Source organism: Janthinobacterium sp. GW821-FHT03A03, from assembly GCF_059421435.1.
This window is the reverse complement of record NZ_JBWKUZ010000009.1, coordinates 125,458-142,676: the sequence shown is the minus strand read 5'-3', so window position 1 is coordinate 142,676 and position 17,219 is coordinate 125,458. Positions and strand designations below refer to the sequence as shown.

General features: G+C 64.5%; 15 protein-coding genes. 3 read left to right on the top strand and 12 right to left on the bottom strand.

Going from position 1 to position 17,219, the window contains the following annotated elements; genetic code table 11:
- Nucleotides 1–3: 3 nt before the first annotated feature.
- From AC07VI_RS18130 to AC07VI_RS18095, 8 genes are all read right to left on the bottom strand, one after another.
- Nucleotides 4–1,344 (bottom strand): DUF3422 family protein, encoded by a 1,341-nt coding sequence (locus AC07VI_RS18130; RefSeq protein ID WP_086147201.1) that lies wholly within the window; start codon nt 1,342–1,344, stop codon nt 4–6.
- Between the two features lie 122 nt (nt 1,345–1,466).
- Nucleotides 1,467–2,675 carry a multidrug effflux MFS transporter gene (locus tag AC07VI_RS18125; protein WP_099420695.1) on the bottom strand — a complete coding sequence of 403 codons (1,209 nt, stop codon included), beginning with the start codon at nt 2,673–2,675 and terminating at the stop codon, nt 1,467–1,469.
- Nucleotides 2,672–3,337 (bottom strand): CerR family C-terminal domain-containing protein, encoded by a 666-nt coding sequence (locus tag AC07VI_RS18120; RefSeq protein ID WP_099375728.1) that lies wholly within the window; start codon nt 3,335–3,337, stop codon nt 2,672–2,674. The genes AC07VI_RS18125 and AC07VI_RS18120 overlap by 4 nt, the downstream gene beginning before the upstream one ends.
- Before the next feature lie 123 nt (nt 3,338–3,460).
- Complete coding sequence (locus AC07VI_RS18115; RefSeq protein WP_172404833.1) at nt 3,461–3,931, bottom strand: copper chaperone PCu(A)C; 471 nt, start codon at nt 3,929–3,931, stop codon at nt 3,461–3,463.
- A gap of 21 nt (nt 3,932–3,952) precedes the next feature.
- Complete coding sequence (locus AC07VI_RS18110) at nt 3,953–4,549, bottom strand: SCO family protein (RefSeq protein WP_086147204.1); 597 nt, start codon at nt 4,547–4,549, stop codon at nt 3,953–3,955.
- A gap of 83 nt (nt 4,550–4,632) precedes the next feature.
- The gene (locus AC07VI_RS18105) at nt 4,633–5,028 is read right to left on the bottom strand and encodes a DUF2946 domain-containing protein (protein ID WP_157792429.1); all 396 of its coding nucleotides are present in this window, start codon (nt 5,026–5,028) and stop codon (nt 4,633–4,635) included.
- A gap of 36 nt (nt 5,029–5,064) precedes the next feature.
- Entirely contained in the window at nt 5,065–5,655 is a 591-nt protein-coding gene (locus AC07VI_RS18100; protein ID WP_099420696.1) for a helix-turn-helix domain-containing protein, read from the bottom strand.
- A 62-nt stretch (nt 5,656–5,717) separates the two neighbouring features.
- Nucleotides 5,718–6,419 carry a Crp/Fnr family transcriptional regulator gene (locus tag AC07VI_RS18095; RefSeq protein WP_086147207.1) on the bottom strand — a complete coding sequence of 234 codons (702 nt, stop codon included), beginning with the start codon at nt 6,417–6,419 and terminating at the stop codon, nt 5,718–5,720.
- Between the two features lie 114 nt (nt 6,420–6,533).
- Between AC07VI_RS18095 and AC07VI_RS18090 the strand changes: the two genes are divergently transcribed.
- The gene (locus AC07VI_RS18090) at nt 6,534–8,168 is read left to right on the top strand and encodes an acyl-CoA synthetase (protein ID WP_492993620.1); all 1,635 of its coding nucleotides are present in this window, start codon (nt 6,534–6,536) and stop codon (nt 8,166–8,168) included.
- Nucleotides 8,169–8,192: 24 nt separating this feature from the next.
- On the opposite strand, the gene AC07VI_RS18085 is transcribed toward AC07VI_RS18090, so the two are convergent.
- The 4 genes from AC07VI_RS18085 to AC07VI_RS18070 all read right to left on the bottom strand — a co-directional run bounded on the left by AC07VI_RS18085 (nt 8,193) and on the right by AC07VI_RS18070 (nt 14,076).
- Nucleotides 8,193–9,590, bottom strand: a complete 1,398-nt coding sequence (locus AC07VI_RS18085) for an MFS transporter (RefSeq protein WP_086147209.1) — start codon at nt 9,588–9,590, stop codon at nt 8,193–8,195.
- A 73-nt stretch (nt 9,591–9,663) separates the two neighbouring features.
- Nucleotides 9,664–10,380 (bottom strand): ribonuclease T2 family protein, encoded by a 717-nt coding sequence (locus tag AC07VI_RS18080; protein WP_216356382.1) that lies wholly within the window; start codon nt 10,378–10,380, stop codon nt 9,664–9,666.
- Nucleotides 10,381–10,460: 80 nt separating this feature from the next.
- Nucleotides 10,461–11,561: a branched-chain amino acid aminotransferase gene (locus AC07VI_RS18075; protein WP_492993617.1), complete on the bottom strand. Its 1,101-nt coding sequence runs from the start codon at nt 11,559–11,561 to the stop codon at nt 10,461–10,463.
- A 163-nt stretch (nt 11,562–11,724) separates the two neighbouring features.
- Nucleotides 11,725–14,076: a TonB-dependent receptor gene (locus AC07VI_RS18070; protein ID WP_086147211.1), complete on the bottom strand. Its 2,352-nt coding sequence runs from the start codon at nt 14,074–14,076 to the stop codon at nt 11,725–11,727.
- A 43-nt stretch (nt 14,077–14,119) separates the two neighbouring features.
- Between AC07VI_RS18070 and AC07VI_RS18065 the strand changes: the two genes are divergently transcribed.
- On the top strand, nt 14,120–14,446 hold the full coding sequence (locus AC07VI_RS18065; RefSeq protein WP_099420697.1) for a hypothetical protein: 327 nt from the start codon (nt 14,120–14,122) through the stop codon (nt 14,444–14,446).
- 161 nt (nt 14,447–14,607) lie between these two features.
- Entirely contained in the window at nt 14,608–17,145 is a 2,538-nt protein-coding gene (locus AC07VI_RS18060; RefSeq protein ID WP_492993614.1) for a PepSY domain-containing protein, read from the top strand.
- Nucleotides 17,146–17,219 lie beyond the last annotated feature (74 nt).

The following is a 17,219-nucleotide window of genomic DNA, read 5'->3' as shown; positions in this document are numbered from 1 at the left end:
GGCTCAGTCCGCGTGCAGCTTGTGGTGCATGCGGCGCAAGCCCAGCCAGACGGCGCCGGCCACGAAGGGCACCAGGGCGCCGACGAGGATTTCCGGATTCACGGGCAAGCCCAGCACCTTGGCCGCCTTGCCCGTGTAGCTGAACAGGCCGATCACGTAATACGAGATGGCGGCCACGGACAAGCCTTCCACCGCTTGCTGCAAGCGCAGCTGCTGGGCCGCGCGGGCGTTCATCGATTGCAGGATTTGCCGGTTTTGCAATTCCTGCACGATGCCCACGCGCGTGCGCAGCAAGTCATTTGTGTTGGCGATGCGCTGCGCCATGGCTTCCTGGCGGCTGGACATCGCTTCGCAGGTATTCATGGCCGGCGTCAGGCGGCGGTCCATGAATTCCTCGACCGTGGGGATGCCCTCGATGCGCACTTCGCGCAACTCCTCGATGCGTGCCTTGACGAGGCCCATGTAGGCTTTCGAGGCGGAAAAACGGTAGCTATTATCGAGTGACAATTTTTCTATGCGGGCCGCCAGGCGCGTGATGCGGTCAAGCAAAGCTTGCTCGGACACGCCATCATCGCCGGCTCCCGGCGCGTCGTCCGTGTCGACCATGGCGGCGGCCAGGGTGGCCAGCTCGTTTTCGATGGCATTGAGCGACGGCGCCGCCTGCATGGCGTAGGGCAAGCCCAGCAAGGCCATCATGCGGTAGGTTTCGATTTCCAGCACGCGCTGCACCAGCCGGCCCGACTGCTGCGCGCGCATGCCCGCGTCGCGGATGACGAAACGGCTGAAGCCGTCGGACTGGATCGTAAAATCCGTCCACAATTCGCCGCCCTGCAGCACTTTGCTGCCGGCCAGGGTATTGCCCTCGAACACGCGCGACAGGCCCTGCATGAAGATTTCGGCCGGCTCCGTTGCCTGTTCCAGCACCACGTGGGCGGCCACCATCAGCTTGCCCTTCAAGCCCGCCAGCCATTGCTGCGGCAACTGTTCCAGAGGCATGCGCTCGAACGCCTGCTCCAGGGGCAAGGCAGCGCCCGGATGTTCGGCGAAGGTAAACGTGGCAAATTCCGTGTGGCATTCCCATTTCAGGCGGAAGCGGCCGAAGTCGTAGTAAAAATACTTGGCTTCGGCGTTGGGAGGCGTGACGCCGAAATGCGTGCACAGGGCCGCCAGCGTGGCGTGCTGGGCCGCCATATTCGACGCACCGGGCGCGGCGCTGTCATCTTTATACACTGCCAGGTGGGTGATCAGTTCGGGGGCGTCGAGCTGCAAAAACGGCCGCGAGTGGATTTCCGCAGCCAGCGGCACGCGCAAGGCGTGGTTCAAACTGGAGTTAATCAAGTGCATGATAGCCAAAGGTAAAGTTGCAAAACTGCTTAGACCCGCGCGCGTGCTGCCGTGCCCGCGGCGGGGGTCTGATTGTCACAGTGTAACAAAGCAGAAAGCATGCCATCCTTTTCCAGGGCCGCTCATGCCGTTTTGGCAACCCTGCCAATGCCCTGCCCCGCCCCTTGGCGGCTGGCCAGCCACCAGAATGCGGCGGCCAGCGCGACGGCCGAAGCCTGCCCCAGCGCCAGCTTGAAAGCACTGTCGAACAGCAAGGGTGCGACAAAACCGGACACCAGCGCAAACACCAGCATCTGCACGAAATTCTGCAGCGATGCGGCCAGGCCCCGCATCTGCGGAAAAATGTCGAGCGTGGACATGGTCATGCCCGGCAAGGCCAGCGACATGCCGAACGCATACAGCATCACGGGCACGACGGCGAACGGGATGCTGGCCGCAAACCAATGGTTGTAGGCGATGTTGAGCGCGCCCGTGGCCGCCATGGCCAGCAGGCCCCAGCGCACCAGCACGGTGCTTTTCACCGTGTGCGCCAGCTTGCCCGACAGCGCCGAGCCGCCCACCAGGCCCGCCACCATGGGGATGAACATCCAGCCAAACGCCGTTTCCGGCAGCCGCAGCAATTCCAAAATAAAATGCGGCGCCGAGGCGATGTACAGCGCAAAGCCGCCAAAGGCGAAGGCCACGGCCAGCGAACGCAGCAGGAACGTCCGGTGGCGCAGCGCCAGCCAGTAATTGCGCGCAATGTTGCTGGGATGAAATGGTTGACGTTGTTCAATAGATAAACTTTCCGGCAAACCTTTCAGGCAAGCGAGCGCCAGCAGCACGGTGACGGAAAAGGTGAAGACGAACGTCGATTGCCAGCCATAGGCCACATGCAGCCAGCCGCCGATGACGGGGGCGATGGCGGGCGCGATGCCGAACACCATCATGATATTGGCCAGCATCTTTTGCGCTGCCGCGCCGGACAGGGTGTCGCGCACGATGGCTTGCCCGATCACCCTGCCCGCCCCCGCCGAAGCGCCCTGCATGCCGCGGAAGAACAGCAGCCAGCCAAAGCTCGGTGCAAACGCGGCGCCGATGGAGCCGATTGCAAAGATCAGGAGCGAAGCGAGAATCACGGGGCGGCGGCCGAACGAGTCGGACAGGGTGCCGTAGAACAGGGTCATGAAGGCATAGGCGGCCAGGTAGATGCTGAGGGTTTGCTGCACCAGCACGCTGCTGACGTCGAAATGCGCGCTGATGGCGGGAAACGATGGCAGGAAGGTGTCGGTGGCGAACGGGCCCAGCATGGCCAGGCCGGCCAGCACCATGGTCAGGTTGCGGGCCTTCATGCGCGCACCTGCGCAGCGTCAAATTCAAGGCGCATGCCGTCGAGGGCGGCCAGGGAAAAGCGCGACACATGGCGCGCGATGCTGGCGATGCCGGCCTCGTCATAGGTGATTTCCGGCGCCACCAGCTCATGCACGATGCGCGAACGGGCATAGAACACGGCCTGGCCGATCACGCTGAACACGCATTTCTGCACCACGTCGTCCGGCATGGCCGGCCCCACCACGCCACGGATCAAGCCCGTAAACAGCGCGTGCTGCGGACGCACATTGCGCTCGGCCAGCTTGTGGATGGCGGCCGTCGGCTCGATCAGTTCGCGCGCCACCAGGCGGCTGAACAGCGATGCGTGACCCGAGCGCAACATGTCGGACACCAGCGCCTCGATGGCCAGGCGCAACTGTTCCACGGGCGGCAGCTGCGCCCGCGCGCTGGCGGCGGCCACGTCGGCGGCCGAGGCCCGCGCCAGCTCGCGCGCATGGTCGAAGGCGGCCAGGTGCAGCTCCTCCTTGCTATGAAAGTAATAATTGACCATCGCCACGTTGACCTTGGCCGCCTCGCAGATCCTGCGCACGGACGCCGCCTTGTAGCCTTCGTCGGCAAACAGGTCCGCCGCCGCCTGCAGGATGCGCGCGCGCGCCGGTTCGTTTTCTTTATCTTCAGTCATGCCGTTCCCATCATTTAAACAGCTGTTTAATATTGCATGGGATTATATCAAACAACCGTTTAACTTTCAGGCGGGCGCAAAAAAGCCCGGCGAACCGGGCTTTTCAAGCGTGCAGCGGCAGGCTTAGTGTTTCATCGCCGGCATCGGGGCCGAGGCGGCGCCCAGCGGACGGGCCACGGCATGGACTTCAATGGTTTCGCGGTGCTTGTCCTCGCCTTCGACGACCAGGGTCAGCGGGATCTTGTCGCCCGCCTTCACCTGCCCTTTCAGGTCCAGCAGCATGACGTGGTAGCCGCCCGGCTTCAGTTCGACGGCCTTGCCGGCAGGCAAAGCGATTTCCTTGACCTGGCGCATGCGCATCATGTTGTCGACCATGCTCATTTCATGGATTTCCGCCACGCCGGCCACGGGCGAGCGCACTTCCAGCAGCCGCATGGCTTTCGGCGCCGTGATCTGCATGAAGGCGCCCGTGGCCTTTTGCTGCGGCACGGTGGCGCGCACCCACGGGTCGCTGATCTGCACGGACGTCTGGGCAGCGGCGGAGAAGGACAGCACGGCCAGGGCCGTGGCCAGCAGGGTTTTCAGATGGGTCATGATCATTCCTTTCAATGGATGTTATAAGGTGTATTTCGATTTCATCAAGGTCTTGATGTCCTGCACGCACTCGTCGCCCGTCAACTGGTGTTTCAGGCCCAGGCGCATGCGCCCTTCCGTATCGAGCACATAGCTGATGGCCGTGTGGTCCATCGTGTACGAGCTGCCGCTGGGCACGCGGCGGTAGAAGACCTTGTAGTTGAAGGCCGTCTGCGCCGTCGCCTGCGGGTCCGTGCGCAAGCCGAGGAAGCTGGGGTCGAAGGCGCGCATGTACTCGCCCAGCAGCTCGGGCGTGTCGCGCTCGGGGTCGATGCTGATGAAGAGCACTTGCAGCTTGTCGGCGTCGGCGCCCAGCTTCTGACGGATTTCCAGCGCGCGCGACAGGGCCGTCGGGCACACGTCCGGGCATTGCGTGAAGCCAAAGAAGACCATCACATACTTGCCCTTGAAGTCGGCCAGGGTATACACCTTGCCGTCGGGGCCGCTCAATTTGAAGTCGGGCTTGTAATCGCCTCCCGTCAGGTCGAGGCCGTTGTAATGGGGTTTCGGTGCTTGTTCGCAAGCGGCAAGCGTGAGCAATCCCGCCGTGCCGGCGAGAAGAAATAAACGACGTTTCATGGCAATTCCAGCCCAATGGGCGTAGTTGAGACAAGTTAGGACGTAGAGGCCATGCCGCAGGGCGGCAGGCAGAACAGGTGCGTTCAGGCCGCTGCAGGCGGCCCGCGCGGACTGGCGGCCAGCCACGCGAACTGGGGCTGCGGCGCTTGGTAAAACAGGGGCGGATAGCCGTCGTGGCCGTCAGAGACGGCCAGCGGCGTCGATTGCGGCGGCGGCAAGGCAAAGCTGCCCGCATGGTTCATGCAGAACGGGCAATGCTCGATGTGGTGCAGGACGGAATCGGTGGTGGATTTCGCGGCCTGGAAGGCGGATGCCAGGTCGGCCTGCGTGTAGACGGCGCCGCTGGCCGAGCAGATCTCGACCGTGGCCCCGTTCGCCTTGGCGTGCAGCGCAGCATAGGCATACGACAGGGACGGCGACAGCGCATTGAGCAGTATCGCCAGGCAGGCGAACCACATATGCCACTGTTTGCGTTTCAATAAAGATCCCATGGCCCCGATTATAACGGAGTCTGGCTATGCGGGCGCCTGTCCCTGCAGGAACAGGCTCGGGCGCACGCCCGCCACGTCCACGCAGGCGTCGCAAAACGCGGGAATCGACGCAAAGCCGGAGCCGGCCGCCACCTGCGCCAGGTCGCGCCCCGCATCGCCGTCGCCGCTTACCTGCGCCACCGCGTGCAGCGCATGCGCGAGCCGCTGTTCGCGCACCAGGCTGAGCAGCGCTTCCCCCTCGGCAAACAGGCGCGCCCTGGCCTTGTGCGGCGTCACTTGCCACAGGGCCGCCAGGCGCGCAGCCGTCCACTTGCCCTGCGGCGAATGGAAGATATGCTGCGCCAGCGCCTGGCTCCAGCGCTTGCCGCCGCCATGGCTGGCCTGCGCGTCGTCGTCTTCCAGCGCCAGGGTGAACACGGCCGGCTTGCCCCGTCCCGGCATCACGTCGCAGGCAAAGCGCAAGAAGGCGGGCACGACGAAGCTGTCGCCGCTGCCCAGTTTCTTGGTGGCGATTTCATTATGCAAAGTCACAAAACCCTGGCGCACGGTGACGCGCAGCCGGAGCGGAAAGCGCAAGCCCAGCAAATGCAGAGGATGATCGGAAACGAGTGCCATGCGTCAAGCCAGTGTGGTGAACGAGGCATCAGCATGCCACACATCGCGCGCCCAGTCTGTCATCACAGCGACGCCACGCCGTAGCGGCGCAAGCCGTCGAGGTCGACGACGCGGATCGATTGATAGGCGATGCTGATCAGCTTGAGCCCGGCCAGATGCCCCAGCGCCTGGTTCACGCGCTGGCGCGAAATGCCGGTCAGCAAGCCGATTTCTTCCTGCGACAGCTCAAGCACGCGTGAGGTGCGCGGGTATAGCATGGGGTGGAACAGCTGCGCGATCGCTTGCGCCACTTGGGCGTCGACGGCCAGCAGGCGCTGGTTCTGGATGGTGGCGATGAATTGGCCCATGCGCTCGTTCAACTGGCGGATGACGAAGGCATTGAAGGACAGGCTCTCGGCCAGCAGCAAATGAAACAGGTCCACGGGCACGAGGATGATGTCGGCGGCGCGCACGGCCACCACGTCGTAGCGGCGCAGTTCGCGCTTGAGCACGCTGCCCTCGCCGCACCAGCCGCCGGCCGGCACGCCGGAAAACGTGGCGCCGCGCCCATCGGCGTTGTACACGGCCAGCTTGATCAGGCCCGTGTGCACGCCGATCCAGTGCGCCGACGGTTCGCCGCGCCGCGTGATGAAGGCGCCCGCTTCATAGTGCCGGACGACGCTGGCGGCGCGCAGCAGCGCCTGGTGGCGGGCGTCGAGGGCCGCAAACCAGTCGTGGCTGTCGAGTTCGGGTACGGTACGATCTACACTATCGTTGCTATCCATTCCATCTTTCAGACCTGTCACTAAGATGACAGTGATTTTCCAGCGCCGGTGCTATGCTCACCGGTATCAATCCCGAAACAGGGAGCTACAGAATCTTTTTACCAGGAGACAAGCATGACACCTGATTTCAACACCGGCCTCGGCAAAAACAGCGCCAACTACGCCGCCCTCACCCCGCTCGACTATATCGCCAGGGCAGCCGCAGTATATGGCAATCGCCTGGCAATTGCACATGGCGCCATCCGCCAGACGTGGCGCGAGACGTATGCGCGCACGCGCCGCCTGGCGTCCGGCCTCATCAAGCTGGGCGTGGGCACGGGCGACACGGTGGCCGTGATGCTGCCGAACACCCCCGCCATGGTGGAAGCGAGCTTTGGCGTGCCCATGGCCGGCGCCGTCCTCAACGCCCTCAATATCCGGCTCGACCTGGCCTCCTTGACCTTCATGCTGCGCCACGGCCAGGCGAAAGTCTTGCTGGCCGACACGGAGTTCGCCGAACTGGCGCGCCAGATGGCGGCGCAGATACCCGGCTTGCGCGTGATCCAGGTCAACGACGTGCTGGGACCGGAAGTGGATGCGTTTTCCGACCTCGACTACGAAAGCCTGCTGGCCGGCGGCGACCCCGATTACGACTGGCGGCCGCCTGCCGACGAGTGGGACGCCATCGCCCTCAACTACACGTCCGGTACCACGGGCGACCCGAAAGGCGTGGTCTACCACCACCGCGGCGCGGCCCTGAACGCCCTGTCGAACATCCTGGAATGGGACATGCCCAAGCACGCCGTCTACCTGTGGACCTTGCCTATGTTCCACTGCAACGGCTGGTGCTTCCCGTGGACCGTGGCCGCCCGCGCGGGCGTGAACGTGTGCCTGCGCAAGTTCGAGCCGAAACTGGTGTTTGACCTGATGCGCGAATTGCGCATCACCCACTATTGCGCAGCGCCCATCGTGCATGCGGCCCTGGCCAACGCGCCCGCCAACTGGCGCGACGGAATCGACTGGACCGTGCGCGGCATGGTGGCCGGCGCGCCGCCGCCGGCGGCCATGGTGGCGAAGATCGAAGCCATGGGCTTTGACTTGATCCACTCGTATGGCTTGACGGAAGTGTACGGCCCGGCCGCCATCTGCGCCGAGCAGGACGAGTGGGCCGCCTTGAGCCAGGAAGAGCGGGCCGTCTTGAAATCGCGCCAGGGGGTGCGCTACCACCTGCAAAGCGCCGTCGCCGTGATCGACCCGGAAACCATGCAGCATGTGGCGGCCGACGGCGAACAGATAGGCGAGATCATGTTCCGCGGCAACATCTGCATGAAGGGTTATTTAAAGAATGAAAAGGCGACGCAGGAAGCGTTCGCGGGCGGCTGGTTCCACACGGGCGACCTTGGCGTCATGTATCCGGACGGCTATATCAAGCTGAAGGACCGCAGCAAGGACATCATCATTTCCGGCGGCGAGAACATTTCCAGCGTGGAAGTGGAAGATGCGCTGTACCACCACCCGCAAGTGCTGGCCGCCGCCGTCATCGCCCAGCCGGACGAGAAATGGGGCGAGACGCCGTGCGCCTTCGTCGAATTGCGCGAAGGGGCGACGGTGACGGAAGCGGAATTGATCGCTTTCTGCAAGAACAACCTGGCGGGCTTCAAGGTGCCGAAAGCCATTTATTTCGGCCCCCTGCCCCGCACGTCGACGGGCAAGATCCAGAAGTTCGAATTGCGCAAGCGCATGCACTCGGACAAGGCCATCGACGTTTGAGCATTGTGCTTGATTTGCGCTGGATCAATCGCGCTTGCCTTGCAGCCACGCCGGCTGCGCCACCGCCAGGCGCGCAAAGCTGGCGATGCTGGCCACGGCGGCGAACCCTGCCGCCAGGCACAGCGCATACGTCGTGCCCTTGGCAGCCGACACCGTAAAGCAGTAGGCGACCAGCGCCGCGCCCGTGGCTTGCCCGATCAGGCGCGAGGTGGCCACCACGCCGCTGGCGCCGCCGGCCCGCTCGGGCGGCGCGCTGCCCATGATGGCCTTCAGATTGGGCGCCTGGAAAAAGCCGAAACCGATGCCGCACAAGGCCATGCGCCAGCCGATGTCGAAGGCGCTGGGGTGGGCCGGCATCCACACCAGCGTCAGCAAGCCGCCCGCCAGCGCCGCGAGGCCGATGCCGCCCAGCACGCCCGGCGCATAGCGGTCGCTCAGGCGCCCCGCCACGGGCGCCATCACGGCCACCAGCACGGCCCACGGCGTCATCAAAAAGCCCGTTTCCACGGGCGAACGGCCCAGTGTCACTTCAAAATAGAAGGGCAAGGAGACGAACGCCAGGCCTTGCGCGGCAAACGTGCACACGGCCGTCAGCGACGACAGCAAAAACAGGGGACGGCGGAACAGGTCGATGGGCAGCATGGGCGCCGCGTGTCCCGCCTGGCGGCGCAGCAGCAAGATGAAAAAGATCGCCACGGCGACCAGTTCCGGCACCAGGACGGCATTGGACGCGTGATGGGCCGCATCGCCAAACAGCAAGATGAGCAAGCCGAAGGCGCCCACGTTGTACAGCGCCGTGCGCGCATCCAAGGTGTGCCCGGACAGTTGAGTCGCCGGCAGCATGCGGCTGGCCAGGAAAAAGCCGGCCAGGCCCAGCGGCACGTTGATGGCGAACAGCCATGGCCACGAGGCCGTCGCCAAAATCAGCGAGGCGGCCGTGGGTCCGATGGCGAAGGCGACGGCCACCACCAGCGCATTGTTGCCAAACGCCCGGCCCAGCAAATGTTTAGGATACAGGGCGCGCAGCAGCGCCGTATTGACGCTCATCATGGCGCTGGCGCCGACGCCCTGGAACAGGCGCGCCGCCACCAGCGAAGGCAAGGACCAGGCCAGCGCGCAGGCAAGCGAGGCCAAAGTAAATAAAAATATGCCGGAGATAAACACGCGGCGGTAGCCGGCGATCTCGCCGAGGGTGGAAAACGGCAGCAGGGTCGCCACCATGGCCAGCTGATAGACATTCACGATCCAGACGGAGGCAGCCGGCGTCGTGCGCAGCTCGCTGGCGATGGCCGGCAAGGCCGTGTTGGCGATCGCCGTATCGAGCGAAGCCATGCCCACGCCGATGGCCAGCGCCAGCATGGCCCATAAACGGGCGCCGGGCGGCAAGCCGTCCTCGCCAACCATGACGGGTTGCGTGTGCATAAACTACCTGTTCATCTTGCTGATCCGGACAATACACTAACATGTATGTAAGAAACCTGCAGGACTGGCAAGCTTACTTCTGGCAGTCGATGACCTTGAAATCTTTCGAATAACAGATGCGCAACTCGCCCGAATGCTTTTCATAGCCGAGCCAGCGGCCCTTCAGCTGCGGGTTGTGCTGCTTCATCCACTGGAACAGTTCGTTCTTTGGCATGGTGGAATCCGGCAACTTCAAGGCCTGGAACAGTTCGCGTTCTTTCTCGAAATACTGCTTGGCCGTATCGAAATCGCAGGCGCCATGCTTTTCCCATTCGCCCTGCAGCAAGGCTTCGCCGGGCTGCATGCACATGTACGGCAAAATTTCTGACGGCGCCAGCTTCGGCAAATTGCCCTTGCAGTAACGCGGATGCAGTTCCGTCCTGCGCGGCGGCGTCACGGAAATGTCTTCGCAGCTGGCCGGATTGGCCGACTGCGCCCATAGTCCATGCACGATCCAGCCGAACTGGTTGCTCTCGGCACACTGGAAGCCGGCCTTCTTCGACACGGCGCCGCGGCGGCGCTGGCTGTCGCAAAAGCCGGGCGACCACGACAGCGCCAGCATGAAGTAATCGGTGGGCACGTTCGTGCTTTGCTTGTAGCAGGTGTTTTTCTCGTCCGAGGGCTTGACGTCGTAATCGTAATAGCTGACGTTGCGGGGAATGGCGCAGGCGGCATCGGCCGCGTGGACGGCGCCGGCCGACAGGCCGAGGAAAACGGCGGCCAGCGCGGACAAGACAGGGCGGATTTTCATCGAGTTTCCTTCAAGATATAAAAACGCCGGCAACTGGGTGCCGGCGCGGTCAAAACAAACAACATCAGTCACGACACCTACTAGCAGACGGTATGCATCCAGCCCTGCGTATCCGGAGCCGTGCCATGCTGCAAGCCCAGCAGCGCTTCGCGCAGGGCCAGGGTGACGGCCCCGTTTTCATTGTTGTTGATGGTCATTTCAAAGCCGTTGGCCTTGGCCACGCCCACGGGCGTGATGACGGCGGCCGTGCCGCAGGCGAACACTTCGGTCATGCGGCCCGAGGCAATGTCGTCGCGCCATTGCTGGACGGACAATTTACGCTCTTCCGTCGCATAGCCGAGGTCTTTCGCCATTTCCAGCAGGCTGCGGCGGGTGATGCCTGGCAGCAAGGTGCCCGTCAGTTCCGGCGTCACGACGGTGATCTTCTCGCCATCCTTGTACACGAAGAACAAATTCATGCCGCCCATTTCCTCGATGTACTCGCGGTGCACGGCGTCGAGCCAGACGACCTGGTCGCAGCCCTTCTCCTGCGCTTGCGACTGGGCCATCAGGCTGGCCGCGTAGTTGCCCGCGCACTTGGCTTCGCCCGTGCCGCCCGGCGCGGCGCGCACGAAGTCTTCGCTGATCCACACGGTGACGGGTTTCACGCCTTTCGGGAAGTAGGCGCCGGCCGGCGAGGCGAACAGCACGAACAGGTATTCTTCCGACGGACGCACGCCCAGGTAGGGGTCGGTGGCGATCATCAGCGGACGCATGTACAGGCTCTCGCCCGTGTTCTTCGGCACCCAGTTGCGGTCTTGCGCGATCAGCGCGTCGCCCGCTTCCAGGAACAGCTCGACGGGAATGGCCGGCATGGCCAGGCGCGCGGCGCTGCGGTTGAAGCGCTCGGCATTTTGTTCTGGACGGAAAGTCTTGATGCTGCCGTCAGGCTGGGCAAACGCCTTGTAGCCTTCGAAGATGGCCTGGCCATAATGCAGGGACGAGGCGGACGGGTCCAGCATCAGCGGGCCGTAAGCCTTCAGTTCGCCCTGCTGCCACTTGCCGTCACGGTAAGGAATCACCACCATGTGGTCGGTAAAAATGCGGCCGAAGGCCGGGTTGACCATGCGCGCGGCGCGCTCGGCGTCGGACAGGGGGTGGGCGGATGGGGTGACGACGAGATTCGGTGTGGAAGTGGTCATGGCAGCAATGGGAACTAGTGAACAGTATCCCTATTGTAGCGCCTAATCAGGCAAACGAGGATGGCCGGGACTGCGCCCCGCCCCGTGTCAATCCGGGCGCAAAAAAAGCGCCGTCCACCTTGCGGTGGAAACGGCGCTTTTGCATTACAGCAAAATCACTGCATCAGAACTTCATGTTGGCCGTCAGGGTCGCGGAGCGGCCCGGGGCCACGCCAGCGTAGTGCGGCGAGGAAACCTTGTCGAAGTACAGCTTGTTCGTCAGGTTCTGGATGTTCAGCTGCAGGGTCACGTTGCGGCTGACAACATAGCTGGCCATGGCGTCGAAGCGCGTGTAGGCCGGCGCATACTTGTTGTTGGCCACGTTGGCGTAGACCTTGTCGACGTAGTTCACGCCGCCGCCCACCGTGATGGCGGGCGTGAGCAGGTAGGACGTCCACAGCGAGGCGCTGTTCTTCGGCGTGGTCGGGAACTGGTTGCCGTTGTACGGCGACGGCGCGTATTGCGTCACGCCATTGATGACGCCATTCGTCACGTAGCCATTGTTTTCCACGATGGCGTTCAAGTGCGTGTAGCCGCCGAAGACCGACCATTCCTTCGTGATATTGCCGCTCACGCCCAGTTCGATGCCCTTGACTTGCTTGTCGCCCACGTTTTGCGTGCTGCCGTCGGGCGCCGTCACGCGCGCATTGCTCATGTCGCTCTGGAAATAGGCGCCGCTCACGGACAAACGGCCGCCCGGCAGCACTTCCCATTTCGTGCCCAGCTCGAAGCTCTTGCTCTCTTGCGGTTTCAGGTTCTGGATCGCCACCGACAGGCCGTCGATGCCGTCGCCGCCGTCATTGCCCGGCGGCGTGGACGACGTGCCGTAGGACACATACACGCTGCTGTTGGCCGACGGCTTGTAGACGAGGCCCGCCTGGTAGCTGGCGAACGTGGCATGCACATTGGCGCTGACGGCGGCCGTGGTCTTGCCGTCGAGCGTGTATTGCGGCGTGTTCAGCGCGCTCTTGTAGTCATCCCAGCGGATGCCCACGTTGAGCAGCCATTGCGGCGTGAACTCGATGGTGTCGAAACCGTAGACGGAACGCGTGTTGGTGACGATGTTCGTGCGGGCCGGCGACACCGAGCGCGTGTAGACCCACGGGTCCTTGGCGTTCGGATTGAGCAACGGTGCGCAGTTGTACAGGGTGGCCGCGCCAGAGGTCGGGCAGCTGGAGCCGACTTTTTCCAGCGGATTGTTCGTCCCCGGGCTGAACAGGTAGGAGCTGCGGTCCGTCTCTTCACGGCTGATTTCCAGGCCCAGCGTGTACGTGTGCTTGACGCCGCCGGCCAGCCATTCGCCGCCCAGGCTGGTGGCGTTGGCCAGCGCGTCCGTATCGGTCGTGCGCGTGTTGGCGCGGCGCCAGACGGTGCCGTACAGCATGGTGTTGCCCTTGGAATCGTCGGGCTGGGTCCACACGTAATCGTTGCTGGTCTTGCCGTAACGGGTGACGTTGCGCAAGATCAACTTGTTGCCGAAGTCGTGGCGCACGTCGATGGTGCCGATATCGCTCTGCGTGTCGCGGAAGTCGCGGTTGACGAGGCCATAGAAAGTGTCGCGCGGCACGTTGACGGGCGTGCCGTTGCCGTTTTTCGACACATTCGCGCCCGAGGAGAACGGGTTGTTGAACGGCAAGCCGGTGTCCGGCAATTCGCTCGACTGCATGTGGTAGTAGCTGAGGGTCGCCTGCGTGGCCGATTTCAGGCCGAAGGTGACGGAGGGCGCGATGCCCCAGCGGTCGCCATTGATGTAGTCGCGGCCGGCAACGTGGGCGTCATGCGCCATCACGTTGACGCGCACGGCCACGTCGTCGCTGACGACGCGGTTGGCATCGAGCGTGGCGCGGCGGTACTTGGCGCTGCCCAGGCCCACGGTGGCGTTCGTGAAATCTTCCGCCTTCGGCGTCTTGCTGATCAGGTTGACGCCGCCGCCCGCGGACGAGCGCCCGCCGTAGGCCGAATTCGGGCCCTTGACGACTTCGATTTGTTCCAGCGCAAAGATTTCACGCGACTGCGAACCCGTGTCGCGGATGCCGTCGATATACGTATCCGTTTGCGCGTTGTAGCCGCGGATAAACAGGTTGTCGCCCACGGGGTTGCCGCCTTCGCCGGCGCCGATGGTAATGCCGGGCACGGTGCGCAGCGCGTCCGTCAGCGAGACGGCGCCTGTTTGCGAAATGATTTCGGCGGGAATCACCGTCACGGATTTCGGCGTGTCGAGCAGGGGCGCCGTCAGCTTGTCGTTGGCCGATTTGACGGGCGCCTGGATCAGGCGCTCAGCCGTGCCGATGACTTTCACTTCCTGCAACTGCTGCGGCTTGTCCACCGTTTGCGCGTGCAAGGCCAGCGGCATGGCCAGGGTGGCGAAAGCGGCCAGGGCCGTGCCATGCATGCGCGGCGCGGCGGCAATCTGGTGCTTGCGGCTGCGGATGGCAGCGGCTGGCTTGGCGGCGCCTGCGGTGTGTTTCAATGTCATCGTTTTCTTTCAATCTATCAAGTGGGCTGAATATAGCTGGCGAATGCGCCGTAGCGCCTGGCTGGCCATGCTTGCTTGGGTACTACAAAACTGTCACAGCACCGTCACGCGCAGCGCCCGGGGCGAACCGGGCGGGCGCGACGTTGTCATTGCTATAGGAAGTGTCCTGCGCCGGTGCGCCAGCCAGCCGTGCTGGCTCGCGCACGGGCTGCTGAAAACGTCGATGGCGGGCACGGAAAAACGCAGCAAGGAGCTGCCCGATTTGCCTGGCAGGCGGGTCAGCCTGTATCGCAGTGCACGTTCGAGAATTCAGGACGAGTTCATAAGTACGAATGAGAATGATTTTTATTTTTACATAATTTCACTGTGATGTAAATTATCAATGTCAGCATTTCTCAATTCCGTGGCTATTTTCCCCGCCTCATGAACTGATACTTATTTGCGAATGATTCTCGTTTGCGATAGTATGTCAGCCTTCCTTCTCCCCTGCCACGCCTGACGCCCTGCGTGGCAGCGCTATCGAAAGCCGCCATGACCACCTCCTCCCTGCCCCAGTTGCGCGCCAGCACCGATGCCGACGCCGCGTCCGCAAGCCGCCGGCAGCGCCCGCCTGCCGCCGCCCCGCAACAACGGCGCTGGCGCTGGAGCTGGAAGCAGGTCTGGTTTCAATTGCACTGGTTTATCGGCATCACGGCCGGCACGGTGCTGGTGATCATCGGCCTGAGCGGCGCCACCCTGGCCTTCAAGGATGAATTGCTCGACGTTTTGAACCCCGGCGTGCGCCATGTGCCCGTGGAAGCGCGCGCGCCGCTGACGCCGGCCCAGCTCGCCAGCATTGCCGCAGCCGAACACGGCCAGCGCGTGGCCTCCGTCACCGTGTATGCGCAGGCGGGCGCGGCGCCCCGGCTGTTCTTCGCGCCAAAGAACGGCCAGCGGCGCGGCGAGTCCGTTTATCTGCACCCGTACACGGGCGCGACCCAGCCGGCGCTGGCGGGCGCGGCATTTTTCGAGTGGACGGAATCGCTGCACCGCTGGCTGCTGCTGCCGCGCGATCCGGGCCGGCAAGTGGCAGGCGCGCTGGCCCTGTGCCTGCTGGGCCTGGCACTGTCCGGCCTGTACCTGCGCTGGCCGCGCCGCCCGCTGGACTGGCGCACCTGGCTGACCTTCGACCCGGCATTAAAAGGCCGCTCCTTTTTGTGGAATCTGCACGCCGTGGCCGGCACCTGGTGCCTGGTGGTCTACGTGGCGCTGACCCTGACGGGCATTTACTGGAGCTATGACGTGGTGCGCGACAATATCGACGCCTGGGCCGGCAAGCCGTCCCGGACGGCGCAGGCACCGGGCAAAAAAGGCGCGTCGAAGGAGCCATCGCCCGCCGCCGACATCGGCCTGGCCTGGAGCAGTTTCCAGCAGCACGCCCCCGGCTGGACCCTGGCCACGGTGCGCCTGCCCACGCGCCCCGGCGAAGCCGTGCAATTCACGTGGCTGGCCAGCGATGCGCCGCACGAACGGGCGCGCAGCCGCATGAGCATTGCGCCGGCCGACGGCAGGCTCACGGAAAACGCGCCGTACAGCCAGCAGGCGCTGGGCGCGCGCCTGGTCAACATCATTTATCCGCTGCACATGGGCACGTATTTTGGCTTGCCGGGCCGCATCATCGTGACGCTCGCCAGCCTTGGCCTGCCCCTGTTCGCCATCACGGGCTGGATGCTGTACCTGGGCCGCCGCAAGGCAAAACGCGCTGTGCAGGCGCAGCGTGCCCTGTTGGGTGCCGGCGCACCGGGCAAGACGGACACGGGCTTGCCCACCCTGGTGGCCTACGCCAGCCAGTCGGGTCAGGCCGAGCGCCTGGCCCTGGAAAGCGCGCGCGCCTTGCAACAGGCGGGCGTGGCCGTCGACGTGCAATCGCTGGCGCAGTTTGATCCCGCGCAATTGCGCCAGTACGAACGGGCACTGATCGTCGCCAGCACCTTTGGCGAAGGCGAGGCGCCGGACGGCACGCGCCGCTTCGCGCGCCTGCTGCAAGCGACCTCGGGTGCGCCGCTGGCCGGCCTGGACTTCGGCATGCTGGCCCTGGGCGACCGCCATTACAGCGCCTTCTGTGGCTTCGGCCATGCGCTGGCGCAACAATTACAAGCACTGGGCGCTGCGCCCCTGTTCCCGCTGATCGAGGTCGACAAGCACGACCCCGCCGCCCTGGCCGCCTGGTCGCAGGCGCTGGCCCGCTGCAGCGGCAGCGCCATCGACGCCATCGGCGTGCAGGAAGACGCGTCGTACGCCGAGTGGCGCCTGGCGCGCCGCGTGCTGCTCAACCCGGGCAGCCTGGGTGGCGAACTGCATGAAATCACCTTGACAGGCCCCGCCGATGCTGCCTGGCAAGCGGGCGCGCTGACGGAAATCATTGCGTGCAACGGCGATGGCAGCGAGGGCGACGCCAACGGCGCCCAGCATGCGCCGCGCAGCTACTCCATCGCTTCGCTGCCCTCCGATGGCGAACTGCAATTGCTGGTGCGCCAGGAGCGCCATGCGGGCGATGACAACGGGGGCTACGGCATCTGTTCCGGCTGGCTCACGCGCTTCGCCCCGCCAGGCAGCCCCATCCGCCTGCGCCTGCAAGCCAATCCCGCCTTCGCCCCCGCCCTGGTCGACGTGCCCTGCATCTACATCGGCAACGGTTCCGGCCTGGCCGGCCTGCGTGCGCACCTGCGCGCCCGCCAGCGGGCGGGGCTGGCGCGCAACTGGCTGCTGTTCGGCGAGCGCCAGCAAGCTTTTGACAGCGTCTGCGCCGAAGAGTTGCAAGGCTGGCTGGACGCCGGCCACCTGGCGCGCCTGGACCAGGTCTTTTCGCGCGATGGCAACGATGGCGGCCAGCGCGAATACGTGCAGGACCGCCTGCGCGCCTGCGCGCATGAACTGCGCGACTGGCTGGCGCAAGGGGCCATCGTCTACGTGTGCGGCAGCCTGCAAGGCATGGCGGCGGGAATCGATGCTGTGCTGCAAGAAGTGCTGGGCCAGGAGGGACTCGACGCCCTGCTGGCGGCCGGGCGCTACCGCCGCGACGTGTATTGATCTGCATCAGGCTAGCGCCCGGCTATGTGGGCCGCCGCACGGTCGGCGCCAGCCATCCGGCTACAGTAGGGGCA